Below are 15125 nucleotides of genomic sequence, written 5' to 3'. Positions count from 1 at the left end.
CACCGCGGCGACGGCCCGGCTTGCCGGCCGACGTGTCCCCACCGGACGCCCCGGCCGGTATGACAAGTCGGACGTCCGGCCCGGTAAAGTGTCCGGGTGAAGATCGCGCTGATGGACTCCGGGACCGGGCTGCTCGCGGCGGCGGCTGCCGTACGGCGACTGCGGCCGGACGCGGATCTGGTCCTCTCCTCCGACCCCGACGGCATGCCCTGGGGCCCGCGCACCCCCGACGACGTCGCCGAACACGCCCTGGCGGTGGCCCGCGCCGCCGCCGCGCACCGCCCCGACGCGCTGATCGTCGCCTGCAACACCGCGTCCGTCCACGCGCTGCCCGTCCTGCGGGCCGAGCTGGAGCCCGCCATCCCGGTCATCGGGACGGTCCCGGCCATCAAGCCCGCCGCGGCCGGCGGCGGCCCCGTCGCCATCTGGGCCACGCCCGCCACCACCGGCAGCCCCTACCAGCGGGACCTGATCGAGCGCTTCGCGCGCGGTGTGACCGTCACCGAAGTGCCCTGCCCGGGTCTCGCCGACGCGGTCGAGGCCGCCGACGAGGCCGCCATCGACGCGGCCATCGAGGCCGCCGCGGCCCGCACCCCCCGGGACGTACGGGCCGTCGTCCTGGGCTGCACCCACTACGAGCTGGTCGGCGACCGGATCCGCGCCGCTCTTCAGCAGCCCGGCGCCCCCGCACTCGTCCTGCACGGCTCGGCCGAGGCCGTCGCCGCCCAGGCGCTGCGCCGCGCCGGCACCGAGCCGGCGCCCGCGGCCGCCCCGACCGGCGGACTCAGCGTGCTCCTCAGCGGCCGCCCGGCCGGACTGCCGGCCGTGGCCCTCGCCTACGCCGAGGGCCGGCTGCTCGCGGGGAGCCGTACGGACACCGCGGGCGTGCTGAGCGGCTGACCGCCCCCCTCCGGCGCACTGCCACAGCGTGCGAAGACGCGTACGCTGCGTCTCATGAGGGACCACCCCCACGAGGGGGCAGCAGCCCCCGGCGACCACGGCGCTGCCGGCGGCGCCGACGGACCGGCGCCGCGCCTCGGCGGCTCCCACGCGGAGCTCCCCGAGGTCTGGCACGGCAGCGCCACCAACCGCATCCAGTGGCTCCTGGCCGCGGTGGGCGCGGCGTGTCTCGCGCTGGGCATCGAGCTCGCCGTCGACAGCAACTGGACCTCGGGCCTGGCGCCCCTGGTGATGTCGGTGGTCGGCTGTGTCGCGGCCGGCCTTCTGGTGCTCTTCGGCACCCTCGCCTTCGTCCATGTGGCCGTACGCGTCGACAAGGACTGCCTGGAAGTGCGGTGCGGCCATATAGGGGTGCCGCGCCGCAGGATCCCCCTCGACACCGTCGTCGACGCCGATTTCGCGCCGCAGGTCACCCCCCGCCACTGGGGCGGCTGGGGCTACCGCTGGCGCCCCGAGCAGGGCACGGCCGTGGTCGTGCGCCGCGGTGAGGGCCTGGTGCTCAAGCTCGGTGACGGGCGCACCTTCACCATCACCGTCGACGACGCCGAGGGCGCCGTCCGCGCCGTCCGCCGACGGCTCACCCCGCGCAACGGGACCGCGGCGGGCGCCTGAGCGCGGGGCCGGGCGCGTGGGCGGGCGAATGGGCGGGGACCTCCGCCCGGGGCCGGGGGGCTCTCCGCGGCCCCGGCCGCCGGCCCGGTCCCGTAGGGTCGAAGCATGCCAACGCCCGACTTCATCCGTGACCTGCGGAACTCCATCGGCCGGCAGCTGCTGTGGCTGCCCGGGGTGAGCGCGGTCGTCTTCGACGACGAGGGCCGTGTCCTGCTGGGCAAGCGGGCCGACACCGGCGGCTGGTCGGTGATCGGCGGCATCCCCGAACCGGGCGAGCAGCCCGCCGAGACCGCGCTGCGCGAGGTCTACGAGGAGACCGCGGTGCGGGTCGTCGCCGAACAGGTCGTCCTCGTCGAGACCATGGCGCCCACGCACTACCCCAACGGGGACGTCTGCCAGTTCATGGACGTGACGCTGCGCTGCCGCGCGATCGGCGGCCGGGCACGGGTCAACGACGACGAGTCCCTGGACGTGGGCTGGTTCGCGCTGGACGCCCTGCCGGAGCTCGACGAGTACTCGCGCACCCGCATCAAGCGGGCCGTGGAGGCCGGTCCGACGTGGTTCCACGGGATGGGGGAGGAGCCGGAGGGACGGCGGTTCCCGGCGTAGGCTCCCCGGCGCCGTCGGCCTAGAGCTCCTCCGTCGACGGCTCCTCCATCGGGCCCGACGGCTCGATGGGGAGCGTGGGCAGCTGGGACGTGCCGGGGGAGTCCGGCGAGTCGGCCGGCTCCTCGGTGTGCATCTCGCGCCGGTCCTTGCGGCAGCTGGTGATCCAGGTGCCGGTGGGGCCGCTCTCGTACTGGCAGAACCAGCCGCGTACGGCCAGCGTGCCCTGGTCGCTGTCGCCCTCCCGCGGCGCCCGCAGCAGGAACTCCGACATCACGTCGCGGGCCTCCGCGCAGCCCACCGTGCCGCCGGCACCCGGATCGGCGTACAGCGCGACATCGCCGGCCGTGCCCAGGGCGTCCTTGATCGTGCCGCAGCTCACCGGCTGCCCGGGGACGGCGGGCGAGGGGACGCCGGGTTGCTCGGGGCCCGGCCCCGCTCCCGTACCGGCGGACGACGGCACAGCGGTCGTCGTCCCGCCGTTCTCCGCTTCCCCGCAACCCGCGGCGGCCAGGGCGAACAGCACGGTCGGCAGGGCGATGAGCCTGCGCATGTCGGACTCCCTCGTGGCGGCGGTGCACTGACGGCACGTTGCGTCGTACGACGCTAGGAGCCCCGCGGGGCCGCGGCGATCCGGGACGGCCGATCGGGTGAAGCGTGCCCGGGGCAGGGCACGGTGGCACGGCGGGCGTGCCCGGCCGCCACACCCGGTCCCCGAAGTGTGGGGCCGTGACACATCGGTGCCGCCCGCCTTGCTGCCTAGGGTGCGGACATGACCATGATCGGTACCCCGGGAACCCCCGGAGAACCAGGAATCCCGGGTGCCCCGGGCACACCGGGCACACCGGGCACTCCGGGTCGGGTGTCCCTCGCACTCGACGGCCGCACCGCCCTCGTCACCGGCGCGGCCGGCGGCATCGGACGCGCCTGCGCGCTGCGGCTGGCGGCGGCCGGCGCCACGGTGCGCGCCGTCGACCGGGACGCGGCGGGCCTGGCCGGGCTCGCCGCGGCGCTCCCGGACGGCGCCCGCGGCGGCATCGAACCCCGCCCCCTGGACCTCACCGATCTGGACGCCGCCGAACGGGCCGCGGCGGGCACCGACCTGCTGGTCAACAACGCCGGTATGCAGCTCGTCCGCCCCATCGAGGCCTTCCCGCCCGAGGTCTTCCACGAGGTGCTGACCGTCATGCTGGAGGCCCCCTTCCGGCTGCTGCGCGGCGCGCTGCCCCATATGTACGCGCAGGGCTGGGGCCGCGTCATCAACATCTCGTCCGTGCACGGGCTGCGGGCGTCGCCCTTCAAGTCCGCCTACGTCGCCGCCAAGCACGGCCTGGAAGGCCTGTCGAAGACCGCGGCCCTGGAGGGCGCCCCGCACGGCGTCACCAGCAACTGCATCAACCCCGGATACGTCCGCACCCCCCTCGTCGAGCGCCAGCTCGCCGACCAGGCCGCGGCACACGGCATCCCCGAGGAGCGCGTACTGGCCGACATCCTGCTCGCCGACTCCGCCCTCAAGCGACTGCTCGAACCGGAGGAGGTCGCCGAGGCCGTCGCCTACCTCTGCACCCCGCAGGCGTCCTTCATGACGGGCGCCTCGCTGGTCCTGGACGGCGGCTGGACGGCGCACTGAGCGCTCCGCTCCGCCCGCGCCTCGCCTCCGGTGCGAGGGCGGCGGACCCTGGCGCGCGGCGACGACCCGAAGGTATCCCTGTGACCATGCCCGACGATCAGCCGACGCCCGCGCCCGCGGCCGGTACCGAGCCCGCCGCCCCCGCCCACGACCGTGCCGAGGGCCCCGCTCCCGGCGACCTGGGCTTTCTCGACCTGCTGGCCACCGGGGCGGCCGCCGAGGACTACGAGCGCCCGGTGCTGCTCGCCCGCGCCGAGGGCGCGTCCGCCGGCCGGCTCGCCGCACTGGAGCGGGCCAAGCTCCTCGCGCTGCGGGTGCGCACCGAGCTGGAGGACCGCCGGCGGCGCGAGGCCGAGCTGTCCGCACTCCACGCCACCGCGCACGACCTGGCCGGGCTGCGCGACCTGGACGCCGTACTGCGCGCCATCGTCCGCCGGGCCCGCTCCCTCCTGGGCACCGAGGTCGCCTACCTCACCCTCAACGACCCGTCGGCCGGCGACACCTACATGAGGGTCACCGACGGTTCGGTCTCCGCGCGGTTCCAGCAGCTGCGGCTCGGCATGGGCGAGGGGCTGGGCGGGCTGGTCGCACAGACCGCCCGCCCGTACGTCACCGACAGCTACTTCCACGACGAGCGGTTCCGGCACACCCGGACCATCGACTCGGGCGTCCGCGACGAGGGGCTGGTGGCGATCCTCGGAGTGCCGCTGATGCTCGGCAGTGGTGTCATCGGTGTCCTCTTCGCCGCCGACCGCCGCGAGCGGGTCTTCGAACCCGGCCAGATCGCGCTGCTGGCCGCCCACGCGGCGCACGCGGCCGTCGCCATCGACACCGCCCGCCTCCTCGCCGAGACCCGAAAGGCGCTCACCGAACTGGAGGCCGCCAACGAGATCATCCGCGACCGCAGTGCGGTCATCGAGCGGGCCTCGGACATCCACGACCGGCTGACCGAACTGGTGCTGCGCGGCGGCGGGGTGCGGGACGTCGCGGACGCGGTGGCCGAAGTGCTGGACGGCGAGGTGGAGTTCGTCGATCCCGAGCGGGCACCGGCCGCCGCCCTGGACCGCTCCCGCGCCGACGGCCACGCCGTACGGGACGGCGCCCACTGGGTCGCCGCGGTGTGGGCGGGCGGCGAGGTCCTGGGCGCCCTGGTCCTGCGCGGCCATCCGACGCTCGACCCGGTCGACCAGCGGACCCTGGAACGGGCCGCCATGGTCACCTCCCTGCTCCTGCTCGCCCGCCGGACCGCCGGCGAGGCCGAGGCGCGGGTGCGCGGCGAGCTGCTGGACGACCTCCTGGACGCCGCCGGCCGCGACCCCCGCCTGCTGCGCGAACGCGCGGCCCGGGTCGGCGCCGACCTGGACGCGCCCCATGTGGTCCTGGCGGCGCGGCCGGCCGATGCGCGGACATCCGGCTGCGCGGGCCCGCCGCTTCCCGACGGCGCCGACCGCCGGCGCCTGTGGTCGGCGGCCGCCCACCTCGCCGCCACCTGCCACGGCCTGGCCGCCGTACGGGACGGCGGCGCCGTCCTGCTGCTGCCGCTCGGACCGGACGGCGATCCGGCGCACACCGCCCGCCGGATCGCCACCCGGCTCCGGGCCGCGCTGCGCGCCCCCGTCACGGTCGGCGCCTCGGGCCCGGTGCCGGCGCCCGCCGCCCGCCCCGCGGCCGTCGCGGACGCCTACGCCGAGGCCCGGCGCTGCCGGGAGGCGCTGTGCCTCCTGGGCCGGGCCGGACAGGGCGCGGCCGCCGCCGACTTCGGCTTCCTCGGCCTGCTGCTCGCCGACACCCGCGATGTGGACGGCTTCGTCCACCGCACGCTCGGTGCCGTCGCCGACTACGACGCCCGTCGCGGTACGGAGCTGCTGCGCACCCTGAGCGCCTACTTCGCCTGCGGGATGAGCCCGGCCCGCACCAAGGACGAGCTGCACGTCCATGTGAACACCGTCGCCCAGCGCCTGGAACGGGTGGGCCGGCTGCTGGGACCCGACTGGCAGACCCCCGCCCGCGCCCTGGAGATCCAGCTGGCGCTGCGGTTGCACCAGCTCTCCGGGGCCCTGGCGCGCGATACGGAGGAGTAGCGGGAGCCGGCTCCGGGTGCGCGCTCGCGCGGCCTGCGGCAGCGTGGACCCGGAGCTTTCGTTCCTTCCCCGGACACACAAGGAGTTGGATATGCCGGACAAAGGCGCCAGGGACAAGATGAAGGGCAAGGCCAAGGAGAGGGCGGGCCAGGCCAAAGAGAAGGCGGGCCAGGCCATCGACGACGAGCGGTTGAAGGCGGAGGGCCGCACCGACCAGGTCAAGGGCAAGGCCAAGAGCGCCATGGGGGAGGCCGAGGAGAAGGTCCGGGACGCGACGGAGAACATCCGGGGCGCCAAGGACTCCCTGCGGTCCAAGGGCGAGCGGCCCTGACGTCCGGCGGGGGCGTGGCGGGCCCGCTGCCCGTCTCCCGGAGCGTCCCACGGCCCGTCACGCCCCCGCCGTACATCACGCCTTCGCCACCTCCGCGGACTCCGTCGCCGCCCCCGCCACCTCCGCGAGATCCCGGCTACGGGTCTCCCGCGCCGCGCCCACCGCGATCAGCGTCAGCAGCGCGGCGCCGATGACGTACAGGGCGATCGGCGTCGGGCCGCCGTAGTCGGCGAGCAGCGCCGTGGCGATCAGCGGGGCCGGCGCCCCGGCCACCACCGACGAGAACTGGGCGCCGATCGAGGCACCCGAATACCGCATCCGGGTCGCGAACAGCTCCGCGAAGAACGCCGCCTGCGGCGCGTACATCGCACCGTGGAAGACCAGCCCGACGCTCACCGCGAGCAGCAGCGGCCCGAACCGGCCGGAGTCCACCAGCGCGAAGAACGGAAACGCCCAGCCGGCGACGCCGACCGCGCCCAGCAGATAGACCGGACGGCGCCCGATCCGGTCCGACAGCGCGCCCCAGGCGGGGATCACCGCGAAGTGCAACGCCGAGGCGATCAGCACCGCGTTCAGCGCGGTCTGCTGGCCGAGCCCGGTGTGCGCCGTCGCGTAGACCAGGACGAACGCCGTGACGACGTAGTACGAGATGTTCTCGGCCATCCGCGCGCCCATCGCGATCAGCACATCGCGCCAGTGGTGCCTCAGGACCGCGACCAGCGGCGGCTTCTCCACCGCCGCGCCCTGTGCCCGCCGGGCCTCGGCGCTGTGCAACGCCGCCTGGAAGACGGGCGATTCATCCACCGACATCCGCATCCACAGTCCGACGACGACCAGCACGCCCGAGAGCAGGAACGGCACCCGCCACCCCCACGCCACGAACGCCGCCTCCGGCAGCAGCGCCGTCATCAGCGACAGCACGCCGGTGGCCAGCAACTGCCCCGCGGGCGCGCCCGTTTGCGGCCAGGACGCCCAGAACCCCCGCCGCCGGGCGTCGCCGTGCTCCGACACCAGCAGCACCGCGCCGCCCCACTCGCCGCCCAGGGCGAACCCCTGGACCAGCCGCAGCGCGGTCAGCAGCACCGGCGCCGCCGTGCCGACCGCGGCGTGCGTCGGCAGCAGCCCGATCGCAAAGGTCGCACCGCCCATCATCAGCAGGCTCAGCACGAGCAGCCGCTTACGGCCCAGCCGGTCCCCGTAGTGCCCGAAGACCAGCGCCCCCAGGGGCCGGGCGGCGAACCCCACCGCGTACGTCAGGAACGACAGCAAGGTGCCGACGAGGGGGTCGGAACCGGGGAAGAAGAGCTTGTTGAACACCAGCGCGGCGGCGGATCCGTAGAGAAAGAAGTCGTACCACTCGATGGTGGTGCCGATCAGGCTCGCGGCGACGATGCGCTTGAGGCTGGTGGGTGGTGGGGCAGCGGTCGCGGGGGAGGGCATCGGCACCACTTCCTGACGATGGGCAGCAACGATCCGTGTCGCCACACCGTAGGAACGTGCAGGTCAGGCGCACATGTGGCGGGACGCCACACTTCGGGCCCCGACCGTGCGCGCGGGCACCATGACGCGGGGCGGATCCGCACGTCGACACTGCGGACTAGCTTGCTAGGATGCTAGCATCGCCCTCGTGAGCGATGAGGAAGTCAAGCAGTTCAACGTTTACCTGCCGATCGGGCTGATCAAGCAGGTCAAGTACCGCGCCATCGAGTCGGGTATGTCGCTGTCGGCGCTGGTCGCCGACGCACTGCGTGCCTACCTCGACGACGCTCATGGGCGCGAACAGCAATCGACCGAGAAGGGGGCCTGACATGGCGACCGAAGGCATCGAGGCGGTCTTCCTGACCACCCACAACTGGGGCAGGGCGGCGAAGTTCTTCCAGTCGCTCGGCTACGAGTTGGAGTTCTCGACCGACCACAACTCCGGCCGGCTCCGCAACGGCGACGGGCCGTACGTCTTCATCGCCGAGATTCCCGAGGACCAGGAGCCCCGGACGCAGATGGTGCTGAAGGTGCCGGACGCCGACACCTTCCGTCCCGATCCCGCCGTCGAGGTGGTCACGCCTTTCGAGGACACCCATTACGGGACCAGGGAGATGACCGTCCGCGACCCCGACGGGCGGCTGTGGAGCCTCCAGGCTCCCGCCGAGAACTGACCGCGTCGAAGAGGGGGACACCATGGCAGACGCGCAGACCGAGGAGCCGGACAACACCGCGGTGCGCACCGCCCTGTGGCGGGCACTGCACGTCCGGGCCGACTCGCCACCGCATGTGCTCGAGGACGAGATCGGCCTGCGGCTGGCGGGATCCGACGACGACTGGCGCCGCCGCCCGGACATGGACCCGCACGCCACCAGAGGATTCCGGGCGGCCATCGTCGCCCGCGCCCGTTTCATCGAGGACCTGATCGTCCAGCAGGCCGACCGTGGCGTCACCCAGTACGTCGTCCTGGGAGCCGGCCTGGACACCTTCGCCCAACGTAGGCCGGAGGTCGCCTCCCGCCTACGGGTCTTCGAGGTCGACCAGCCCGGCCCCCAGGCATGGAAGCGCCGGCGCCTGGTCGAACTCGGCTACGGCATCCCCGACTGGCTGCACCTGGTGCCGGTCGACTTCGAGGCGAGCGAGGACTGGCTGAAGAAACTGGCCGCTGCGGGATTCGATGCCGATCGGCCCGCGGTCATCGTCTCCACCGGCGTCACCATGTACCTCACCAAAGACGCCACGGCGGCCACCCTGCGCCAGATCGCCGGGCTCGCCGCCGGCTCGACGCTCGCCATGACCTTCCTGCTGCCGATCGAACTGCTCGACGACGCCGATCGCCCCGGCCTCCGGGCGAGCCGGCAAGGCGCACAAGCATCCGGAACGCCGTTCATCAGCTTCTACACCCCTCCCGAGATGCTGGCCCTGGCCCGCGAAGCCGGCTTCGACGACGCCCGACACGTGCCGGGAGCCTCGCACGCCGAGCGCTACTTCGCCGATCGCACCGACGGCCTCCGACCGTCCAGCGGAGAGGACCTGCTGCTGGCCACCATCCGCCACGACGGCGAGCCGCCGGCGGAACGCGGCGGGCCTGCCGCCCCCTGACGCCACGGCAGCGCCCGGGTGCCCGCCGCCGAGCCGGTGACGGGCACCCGGGCGTCGTCACTTGTGGTCGCGGAGGAAGGCGGGGATCTCGCCGAGGGTCGGGTGGTTCGGCAGGGGTGCCGGCTTGTCCTGAAGGAACGCGGTGATGGTGGCGGCGGCCCGGTCGTTGTTGCCGTCGAGGCCGTTCCACATGTGGTGTCCGACGCCGGGCAGGTACTGCGTGCGCTGGATGGCGGGATCCTCGGCAAGGACGGCGGTCGCCCATTGACGGACCTGGGAGGAGCACTCGGCGATCATCAGCATCGCGGGGGTACGGGAGTGCCTCAGTTGTGGGGCGATGGCGGGGGAGTCCTTGATGGTCTGCTGGATGCGGAGGCTGGCGGCAGAGCTGAAGGAGAAGTTCCGTGCCGTGTCCTCCACGGGGATGCGGTGCGCGTCGCGCGCGCAGTAGGCGGATGCGGTGTCGCTGCCGAGATCGGCGGCGGCGAACGCGTTGTCGCCCTCGGCCTGGCCGATCAGTCCGGTGTCGGGGGTGAGGAGCCCGAGTCGCATGAGGCCGAATGCGACGGCGTACCGGGGAACGCGTGTCGACCGCGGTCCGGTCATGGTCGGCGCGAGGTCGCGCGCGGACTCTCGGCCCTTGTGGCCGGTGAGGCGCGCGGTGGGGCCGTCCATCGGGCCGGGGTCGGCGATGATCGCCCGGTGCAGGCGCGCCGCGACGCGCGGGTCGGCCAGGGCTCGTGTGAGCACGACCCCGCCCGAGGAGAATCCGAGGATGTCGACCCTGCCCTTGCCCAGGCGATCGACGAAGGCGGCGAGATCGCGGACCGACCTGGAAATCGTGTACCGGCCCATGGGGAGCAGGTCGCTTCGTCCCCCGCCGGCCTGCTCGTAGGCGTAGACGTCATGGCCCTGTCGCGCCAGGAGTTGCAGGAACCGGTGGTCGAGCACTGAGATGCCGCGCACCGGCCCGCCGTTGAGGTACACGAACGGAACGGGGTGTCGGGTGGCGGTCTTCGCGGGCGGGTAGTGGTACACCGCGACCCGGCTGCCTGTGGCCAGGGCCCAGTGCTGGGTGGCCACGAAAGGCAGGTCGGGCGGGGGTCGCCGCGCCGTGGGCGCGGTCGGGACGCAGACCGACGCCGTCAGCGCCGCCGCGACGACCACCGGCAGGAACGGTACGAGCCGCGCCGGCCCGGTACGGCGCCGGCCCCGCCACAGTGCGGCGACAGTCGCGACTACCAGGGTCGCCCACCACGCCGGGAGCCCCGAACCCGCCCCGTCCGTGAGGACGATGAGCGCCAGGAAGAGGACCACCAGCCCCGCGATGGCGGCCAGGGCCGGCACCAGGCGGCCGGCCATGCGGGCAGGGCGTATCACGGACGTGGGCATGAGGCCGGCCTCCAGTAGTTTCAGAACGCTGTTTCAAAACGACGTTATCAGAGTCGGTAAGCTGGTCGTCGTGGGTCGGCCGAGAACGAACGATGAGAGCGTCAAAGAGCGGCTTGTGGTGTGCGCGACCGAGATGCTCGCCACCCGTCCGCGCGAGTCGGTCACGGTGCGCGCCCTGGCCGCTGTCGCGGGGACGTCGACGACGGCGGTGTACTCCTTGTTCGGCGGCAAGGACGGGCTGATCGGCGAGGTGCGCAACAGGGCCGTCGCCGGCCTGTTCCAGGAGGTGTCGGCGGTGCCGACCTCCGAGGACCCCCTCGCCGACCTCTACGCACTGGCCGCCGCATACCGTCGATGGGGACGCGAACACAGCCACCTCTACTCGGTGTTGTTCGGCGGTGTGCAATCCTTCGACCCGTCGGGCGCGGTCGGCACCGGCGACCCCATCCGGCCGCTCCTCGCGGCGATCGACCGCGCCGTGGCGGAGTCCGTCCTCGCCGGCGACGCGACGTTCATCGCGCTCTCGCTCTGGGTCGCCCTGCACGGGCTGGTGACGCTCGAACTGGCCGGAGCCCTCGACGCCGCCACGGCCGAGGCCGCATTCCGCTCGACGATTCCCGCGACGTTGCGCGGCTGGACGACCCCCGAGGTGTTCGGCGACCTTCGACGCGCCGACCCCGCCCCGTAACAACGGGTCTTCAGCAACAGCTCGCCGGAGGGGCGGGCCGGTGAGCCGCTACTTCTTGCCGGCGTCGAGCTGGACGCAGCACTCGCCCGGGCGGGGCGCCAGGACGGCCTCCACGCCGCTGACCTCCAGGCCTTCGAGGTAGCCGGCGAGGAAGGCGTGGTTCATCCCGCAGACCAGGTCGGGAGCCTTGCTCGCCAGGGGGTGGAAGGGGCAGTTGCGCAGCCGGAGCCGGGTGGGGGTTTCGCGGACCGGTTCGAAGCCGTGCCGGTCGAGCATCCGCTCGCAGACGTTCAGTCCGCGTTCTGCGCCGAGCCGGCCGGGGCGGGTCTGCTCGCGTTCGGCCTCGCCCAGTTCCCGGCCGCGCCGGCCGGCCGTCCGTACGGCGGCGTGCGGCGCGGTTTCCCTGTCGGCCTCGGTCAGCACGGCTTCCAGAAGGAGGTCGGCGAGCAACTCGTGGCGACGGTCGGGGATGCTGACGCGGATGTCGTTGTCGGTGGGTTCGTAGACCTTGGGCTGGCGGCCGACCTTCCGGATCCCGGTCGGGGAGGCGTAGCGGGCGCGCAGCAGGCCGGCATCGACGAGCTTGTCGAGGTGGAAGGCGGCGAGCTTGCGGGAGATGCCCACGCTGGCGGCCGCCTCGTCCCGGGTCACGGGGCGGCGCTGGCGCCGGATGAAGGCGAACATCTTCCGCCGCGAGTCCTCGCCCAGGACGCTGACGGACTCGATCGCGGCGTCAGCCGCCGGGGGCTGCGGGGTTGCGTCGGAGGCCACCTCTCCAGATTAACGCGCATTTCCGTGGGTCGAACCAGCAACTTTTCACTCGATGGGGCGTAGGGCTGCGTCCTTGACGCCTTCGCCGAATAAGACCAAAATTTGTTGGTGAAACTCCAGGTGGCGACGAAAGGTGGTGGTGGACATGGACGATCCGATGGCCGAGCGGGCCAAGGCGCCGGTGAGCGCCGCGCTCGCCGGTCCGTACGGGCACCCCTTCCATCCGATGCTGGTCACCGTGCCGATCGGCGCGTGGGTGGGCAGTTTGGTGCTCGACGTCGCGTCCCACCTGGTGCACGACCCGGCCCCCCTGGTCGCCGGCGCGAGGTGGCTGATCGCGATCGGGGTGATCGGGGCGCTGGCCGCGGCGATGCCCGGCTTCCTGGACCTGTTCGCGATCCCGCCCGGCACCCGGGCCTTCCGCGTCGCCCTCGTCCACATGTCGCTCAACCTGCTGGTGACCGCCGCGTACGCCGGGAACTTCCTGTGGCGGCACGCGGAACGAGAGGCACCGGGCGGCGCCGGCACCGGGATGCTCGCGCTGAACGCCGTGAGCCTGGCGGCGTTGGCCGTCTCGGGACACCTGGGCGGGAAGCTCGCCTACCGCTACGGAGTCCGGGTCGCGGACGAGGCCACCCAGGCCGAGGGATTCGCCCCCGTCCGCGGCCGTCCGAACCGGTCGGCCGACTGACCACGCCTTCGCGGCAACCACCGACCACCCGACCACCCGGTCCCACGACTCGCGGCCACGGCCGGCCGCCCCGCCCCTACAACCGCCCGGCAAAGGCCGCGCGCAGCCGCTGCCGTGCCGGGATCCCCCTTCCGACAAGGAGTCCTCATGGACATCGCCGCACTGATCACCTGGGTGATCACCGCGCTCGGCGGTTTCTACCTGCTCGGCGCCTGGCTCTCCCGCGGAGGTGCCAAGGGCGGCAGCAGCCGGCTGCCCGTCCCGGTCGTCTTCGGCCACTTCGCGCTCGCCGCGATCGGCCTGGTCGTCTGGATCGTCTACCTGATCACCGACAGGGACGTACTGGCCTGGACCGCCTTCGGGCTGCTCGTGCCCGTCGCCCTGCTCGGCTTCACGATGCTGGCCCGTTGGCTCCCCGTCGGCCGGGCCGAAGCCGCCACCGCGGGCGCCCCGGCCGCGCGGCCCGAGCCCGCCGAGCGGCACTTCCCCGTCGCGGTGGTCGCCGCGCACGGCATCCTCGCCGTCGCCACCGTCGTCCTGGTCCTGCTCACCGCCCTGGGCATCGGTGGAGGCTGACATGGCCCACCGTCCCCACACCGCCGCGCACCCGGCCCCCGGTGATCCTGAGATACCGGAGCCGGCCCCGGCCGTGCTGCGCGTCGTCCACCCGACGGACGGCATCGACCCGGCCGCCGCCGAACGCGCCGCCGGGCAGTTCCTGCAGGCCCTCGGCATCTCCACCGAGAGCGAGAGCCTGCGGGGGACCCCCGGGCGCATGGCCCGTGCCTACGCCGAGCTGTTCAGCCCCCGCCCGTTCGACCTGACCACCTTCCCCAACGACGAGGGCTACGACGAACTCGTCCTGGCCCGCAGCATCCCGGTGCGCTCGGTGTGCGAGCACCATCTGCTGCCGTTCGTCGGCACCGCCCACGTCGGCTACCTGCCCGGCCGCCGGATCCTGGGCCTGTCGAAGCTGGCCCGCGTCGTCGAACACTTCGCCTGCCGCCCGCAGGTCCAGGAACGCCTCACCAAACAGGTCGCCGACTGGCTGCAGAACCAACTCGAACCCAAGGGCGTGGGCGTCGTCATCGAGGCCGAACACACCTGCATGACCTTGCGCGGAGTCCACGCCACCGGCTCCAGCACCCTCACCTCGACCCTCCTCGGCACCCTGCGCAGCGACGCCCGCTCCCGCGCCGAGTTCCTCGCCCTGGCCGGGCTGACCACCTGACACCCACGGCGCGCACCGCCGCGCCGTACGGAACCGAAAGCACCGCACCATGGAGATCTGGATCAACCCCGACTGCTCGAAGTGCCGGTCCGCACTGTCCCTGCTCGACGCGGAACAGGCCCGGTACACGGTCCGGTACTACCTGGAGGAACCGCCGACCGCGGAGGAGATCGACACCGTCCTGCGGCGCCTGGAGCTGGAGCCCTGGGACATCACCCGCCTCGGCGAACCGGCCGCGGCCGCGCTGGACCTCGCCACCTGGCCGCGCGAACCGGCCGACCGCGCCCGGTGGATCGAGGCCTTGGCCGGCCACCCCACCCTGATCCAGCGACCGATCATCACCGCGGACGACGGCACCGCGGTGCTGGGGCGCTCCGCGGAGTCGGTACGTGCCGTCCTGCCGCAGCCCGGCAACTCCCCGGCGTCGGCCGCACACGACTGACCCACCGCGCGCCGCACCGCCCCTCGTGGCCTGCCGCCCTTGCCGCCCCTGGCGCCGAACGCCCACCAGGCCTGACGTACCGTGACGCCGATGCGATCGCCGAGGGCGCGCAGCGGCCGGGTCTCGGGAGGGCACGTGGCGTTCGGACAGGTGGTCCGCCGAGGTGTGCGGCTCGGTGTGCGCATCGGACTGGTGCCGACGATCATCTTCGGTTCCGTATGGATCGTTTCCGTCGCGGGGTGGCTCCTCACCGGACTGCACCGCGGCGCCCTGGCAGGCCTGGTGCACGGCCTCACCGCGGTCGGCGGAAGCATGGCGGTCGGCGTTCTGCTCGGTGCGGTGACCGGTGGCGTACTCGCGCTGTCCCCCGAGTGGCTCGCCGCGCGGGCCCCGCTGCGGGGACTGCTGGCCGGAGCCGTCGCGAGCACGGTGTTCCTGGGCGAAACCGCGGTGGTGGCAGTCGCCACCGACGGCGGCTACGCGCCGATGCTGCTCACCCTCCTCTCCACGCCGGTGGTGGGTTTCGCGGCGGCCGCACACAGCGGGGACGTGCTGGGGCGCACGCACTACCACCCGTGGCTGTGGAGCAAGGGGCGGGCCCGGTAGGCC

General features: G+C 73.5%; 19 protein-coding genes. 15 read left to right on the top strand and 4 right to left on the bottom strand.

All coding sequences use genetic code 11. The annotated features are described in order from the left end of the window. The first annotated feature begins 96 nt into the window (after positions 1–96). The 3 genes from ACZ5XZ_RS16805 (at position 97) to ACZ5XZ_RS16795 (ending at position 2181) form a co-directional block, all read left to right on the top strand. Positions 97–900 carry a glutamate racemase gene (locus tag ACZ5XZ_RS16805; RefSeq protein WP_468978495.1) on the top strand — a complete coding sequence of 268 codons (804 nt, stop codon included), beginning with the start codon at positions 97–99 and terminating at the stop codon, positions 898–900. 54 nt (positions 901–954) lie between these two features. After that, complete coding sequence (locus tag ACZ5XZ_RS16800) at positions 955–1572, top strand: hypothetical protein (RefSeq protein ID WP_468978492.1); 618 nt, start codon at positions 955–957, stop codon at positions 1570–1572. A 105-nt stretch (positions 1573–1677) separates the two neighbouring features. Further along, positions 1678–2181: an NUDIX hydrolase gene (locus tag ACZ5XZ_RS16795; RefSeq protein ID WP_468978490.1), complete on the top strand. Its 504-nt coding sequence runs from the start codon at positions 1678–1680 to the stop codon at positions 2179–2181. 19 nt (positions 2182–2200) lie between these two features. Here ACZ5XZ_RS16795 and ACZ5XZ_RS16790 read toward each other — a convergent pair whose 3' ends face one another. Next, positions 2201–2731: a hypothetical protein gene (locus ACZ5XZ_RS16790; protein WP_468978488.1), complete on the bottom strand. Its 531-nt coding sequence runs from the start codon at positions 2729–2731 to the stop codon at positions 2201–2203. Positions 2732–3040: 309 nt separating this feature from the next. Between ACZ5XZ_RS16790 and ACZ5XZ_RS16785 the strand changes: the two genes are divergently transcribed. The 3 genes from ACZ5XZ_RS16785 (at position 3041) to ACZ5XZ_RS16775 (ending at position 6220) form a co-directional block, all read left to right on the top strand. Beyond that, positions 3041–3808, top strand: coding sequence for a 3-hydroxybutyrate dehydrogenase (locus ACZ5XZ_RS16785; RefSeq protein WP_468978486.1), 768 nt, complete (start codon positions 3041–3043; stop codon positions 3806–3808). A gap of 86 nt (positions 3809–3894) precedes the next feature. Continuing rightward, positions 3895–5889 carry a helix-turn-helix domain-containing protein gene (locus ACZ5XZ_RS16780; protein ID WP_468978483.1) on the top strand — a complete coding sequence of 665 codons (1995 nt, stop codon included), beginning with the start codon at positions 3895–3897 and terminating at the stop codon, positions 5887–5889. Between the two features lie 91 nt (positions 5890–5980). After that, positions 5981–6220, top strand: coding sequence for a CsbD family protein (locus ACZ5XZ_RS16775; RefSeq protein ID WP_468978481.1), 240 nt, complete (start codon positions 5981–5983; stop codon positions 6218–6220). Positions 6221–6295: 75 nt separating this feature from the next. On the opposite strand, the gene ACZ5XZ_RS16770 is transcribed toward ACZ5XZ_RS16775, so the two are convergent. Continuing rightward, a complete protein-coding gene (locus ACZ5XZ_RS16770) occupies positions 6296–7660 on the bottom strand; it encodes an MFS transporter (RefSeq protein WP_468978479.1) in 1365 nt (454 codons plus the stop codon). Positions 7661–7847: 187 nt separating this feature from the next. Between ACZ5XZ_RS16770 and ACZ5XZ_RS16765 the strand changes: the two genes are divergently transcribed. Genes ACZ5XZ_RS16765 through ACZ5XZ_RS16755 form a run of 3 tightly spaced genes read left to right on the top strand, consistent with a single transcriptional unit; the run spans position 7848 to position 9301 of the window. Next, complete coding sequence (locus tag ACZ5XZ_RS16765; RefSeq protein WP_468978477.1) at positions 7848–8027, top strand: ribbon-helix-helix domain-containing protein; 180 nt, start codon at positions 7848–7850, stop codon at positions 8025–8027. 1 nt (position 8028) lies between these two features. Then, positions 8029–8373, top strand: a complete 345-nt coding sequence (locus ACZ5XZ_RS16760; protein WP_468978474.1) for a VOC family protein — start codon at positions 8029–8031, stop codon at positions 8371–8373. A 22-nt stretch (positions 8374–8395) separates the two neighbouring features. Further along, positions 8396–9301 carry a class I SAM-dependent methyltransferase gene (locus ACZ5XZ_RS16755; protein WP_468978472.1) on the top strand — a complete coding sequence of 302 codons (906 nt, stop codon included), beginning with the start codon at positions 8396–8398 and terminating at the stop codon, positions 9299–9301. A 57-nt stretch (positions 9302–9358) separates the two neighbouring features. Here ACZ5XZ_RS16755 and ACZ5XZ_RS16750 read toward each other — a convergent pair whose 3' ends face one another. Next, positions 9359–10693, bottom strand: a complete 1335-nt coding sequence (locus tag ACZ5XZ_RS16750) for an alpha/beta fold hydrolase (protein WP_468978470.1) — start codon at positions 10691–10693, stop codon at positions 9359–9361. Positions 10694–10763: 70 nt separating this feature from the next. On the opposite strand from ACZ5XZ_RS16750, the gene ACZ5XZ_RS16745 reads away from it, so the two are divergent. Continuing rightward, complete coding sequence (locus ACZ5XZ_RS16745; protein ID WP_468978469.1) at positions 10764–11381, top strand: TetR/AcrR family transcriptional regulator; 618 nt, start codon at positions 10764–10766, stop codon at positions 11379–11381. A gap of 48 nt (positions 11382–11429) precedes the next feature. Here ACZ5XZ_RS16745 and ACZ5XZ_RS16740 read toward each other — a convergent pair whose 3' ends face one another. Then, complete coding sequence (locus ACZ5XZ_RS16740) at positions 11430–12152, bottom strand: helix-turn-helix transcriptional regulator (RefSeq protein ID WP_468978466.1); 723 nt, start codon at positions 12150–12152, stop codon at positions 11430–11432. Positions 12153–12297: 145 nt separating this feature from the next. Here ACZ5XZ_RS16740 and ACZ5XZ_RS16735 point away from each other — a divergent pair, with 145 nt between their 5' ends. From ACZ5XZ_RS16735 to ACZ5XZ_RS16715, 5 genes are all read left to right on the top strand, one after another. After that, on the top strand, positions 12298–12843 hold the full coding sequence (locus tag ACZ5XZ_RS16735) for a DUF2231 domain-containing protein (RefSeq protein ID WP_468978464.1): 546 nt from the start codon (positions 12298–12300) through the stop codon (positions 12841–12843). A 147-nt stretch (positions 12844–12990) separates the two neighbouring features. Further along, positions 12991–13419 (top strand): hypothetical protein, encoded by a 429-nt coding sequence (locus ACZ5XZ_RS16730; protein WP_468978463.1) that lies wholly within the window; start codon positions 12991–12993, stop codon positions 13417–13419. 1 nt (position 13420) lies between these two features. Beyond that, a complete protein-coding gene (folE, locus tag ACZ5XZ_RS16725) occupies positions 13421–14074 on the top strand; it encodes a GTP cyclohydrolase I FolE (RefSeq protein ID WP_468978460.1) in 654 nt (217 codons plus the stop codon). 49 nt (positions 14075–14123) lie between these two features. After that, positions 14124–14516 carry an ArsC/Spx/MgsR family protein gene (locus tag ACZ5XZ_RS16720; protein ID WP_468978458.1) on the top strand — a complete coding sequence of 131 codons (393 nt, stop codon included), beginning with the start codon at positions 14124–14126 and terminating at the stop codon, positions 14514–14516. Positions 14517–14651: 135 nt separating this feature from the next. Next, positions 14652–15122, top strand: a complete 471-nt coding sequence (locus ACZ5XZ_RS16715; protein WP_468978457.1) for a hypothetical protein — start codon at positions 14652–14654, stop codon at positions 15120–15122. Positions 15123–15125 lie beyond the last annotated feature (3 nt).

The organism is Streptomyces sp. NPDC033270 (genome assembly GCF_055576575.1).
Note: the sequence above shows the minus strand (reverse complement) of the source record. Positions and strands in the feature narration are given on the sequence as shown.

What these genes read in the sequence shown, in the direction of transcription:
- ACZ5XZ_RS16800 (WP_468978492.1), top strand. Translation starts at nt 955, where the DNA reads ATGAGGGACCACCCCCACGAGGGGGCAGCAGCCCCCGGCGACCACGGC.
- ACZ5XZ_RS16795 (WP_468978490.1), top strand. Translation starts at nt 1,678, where the DNA reads ATGCCAACGCCCGACTTCATCCGTGACCTGCGGAACTCCATCGGCCGG.
- ACZ5XZ_RS16790 (WP_468978488.1), bottom strand. Translation starts at nt 2,731, where the DNA reads ATGCGCAGGCTCATCGCCCTGCCGACCGTGCTGTTCGCCCTGGCCGCC.
- ACZ5XZ_RS16780 (WP_468978483.1), top strand. Translation starts at nt 3,895, where the DNA reads ATGCCCGACGATCAGCCGACGCCCGCGCCCGCGGCCGGTACCGAGCCC.
- ACZ5XZ_RS16775 (WP_468978481.1), top strand. Translation starts at nt 5,981, where the DNA reads ATGCCGGACAAAGGCGCCAGGGACAAGATGAAGGGCAAGGCCAAGGAG.
- ACZ5XZ_RS16770 (WP_468978479.1), bottom strand. Translation starts at nt 7,660, where the DNA reads ATGCCCTCCCCCGCGACCGCTGCCCCACCACCCACCAGCCTCAAGCGC.
- ACZ5XZ_RS16760 (WP_468978474.1), top strand. Translation starts at nt 8,029, where the DNA reads ATGGCGACCGAAGGCATCGAGGCGGTCTTCCTGACCACCCACAACTGG.
- ACZ5XZ_RS16755 (WP_468978472.1), top strand. Translation starts at nt 8,396, where the DNA reads ATGGCAGACGCGCAGACCGAGGAGCCGGACAACACCGCGGTGCGCACC.
- ACZ5XZ_RS16750 (WP_468978470.1), bottom strand. Translation starts at nt 10,693, where the DNA reads ATGCCCACGTCCGTGATACGCCCTGCCCGCATGGCCGGCCGCCTGGTG.
- ACZ5XZ_RS16735 (WP_468978464.1), top strand. Translation starts at nt 12,298, where the DNA reads ATGGACGATCCGATGGCCGAGCGGGCCAAGGCGCCGGTGAGCGCCGCG.
- ACZ5XZ_RS16730 (WP_468978463.1), top strand. Translation starts at nt 12,991, where the DNA reads ATGGACATCGCCGCACTGATCACCTGGGTGATCACCGCGCTCGGCGGT.
- folE (WP_468978460.1), top strand. Translation starts at nt 13,421, where the DNA reads ATGGCCCACCGTCCCCACACCGCCGCGCACCCGGCCCCCGGTGATCCT.
- ACZ5XZ_RS16720 (WP_468978458.1), top strand. Translation starts at nt 14,124, where the DNA reads ATGGAGATCTGGATCAACCCCGACTGCTCGAAGTGCCGGTCCGCACTG.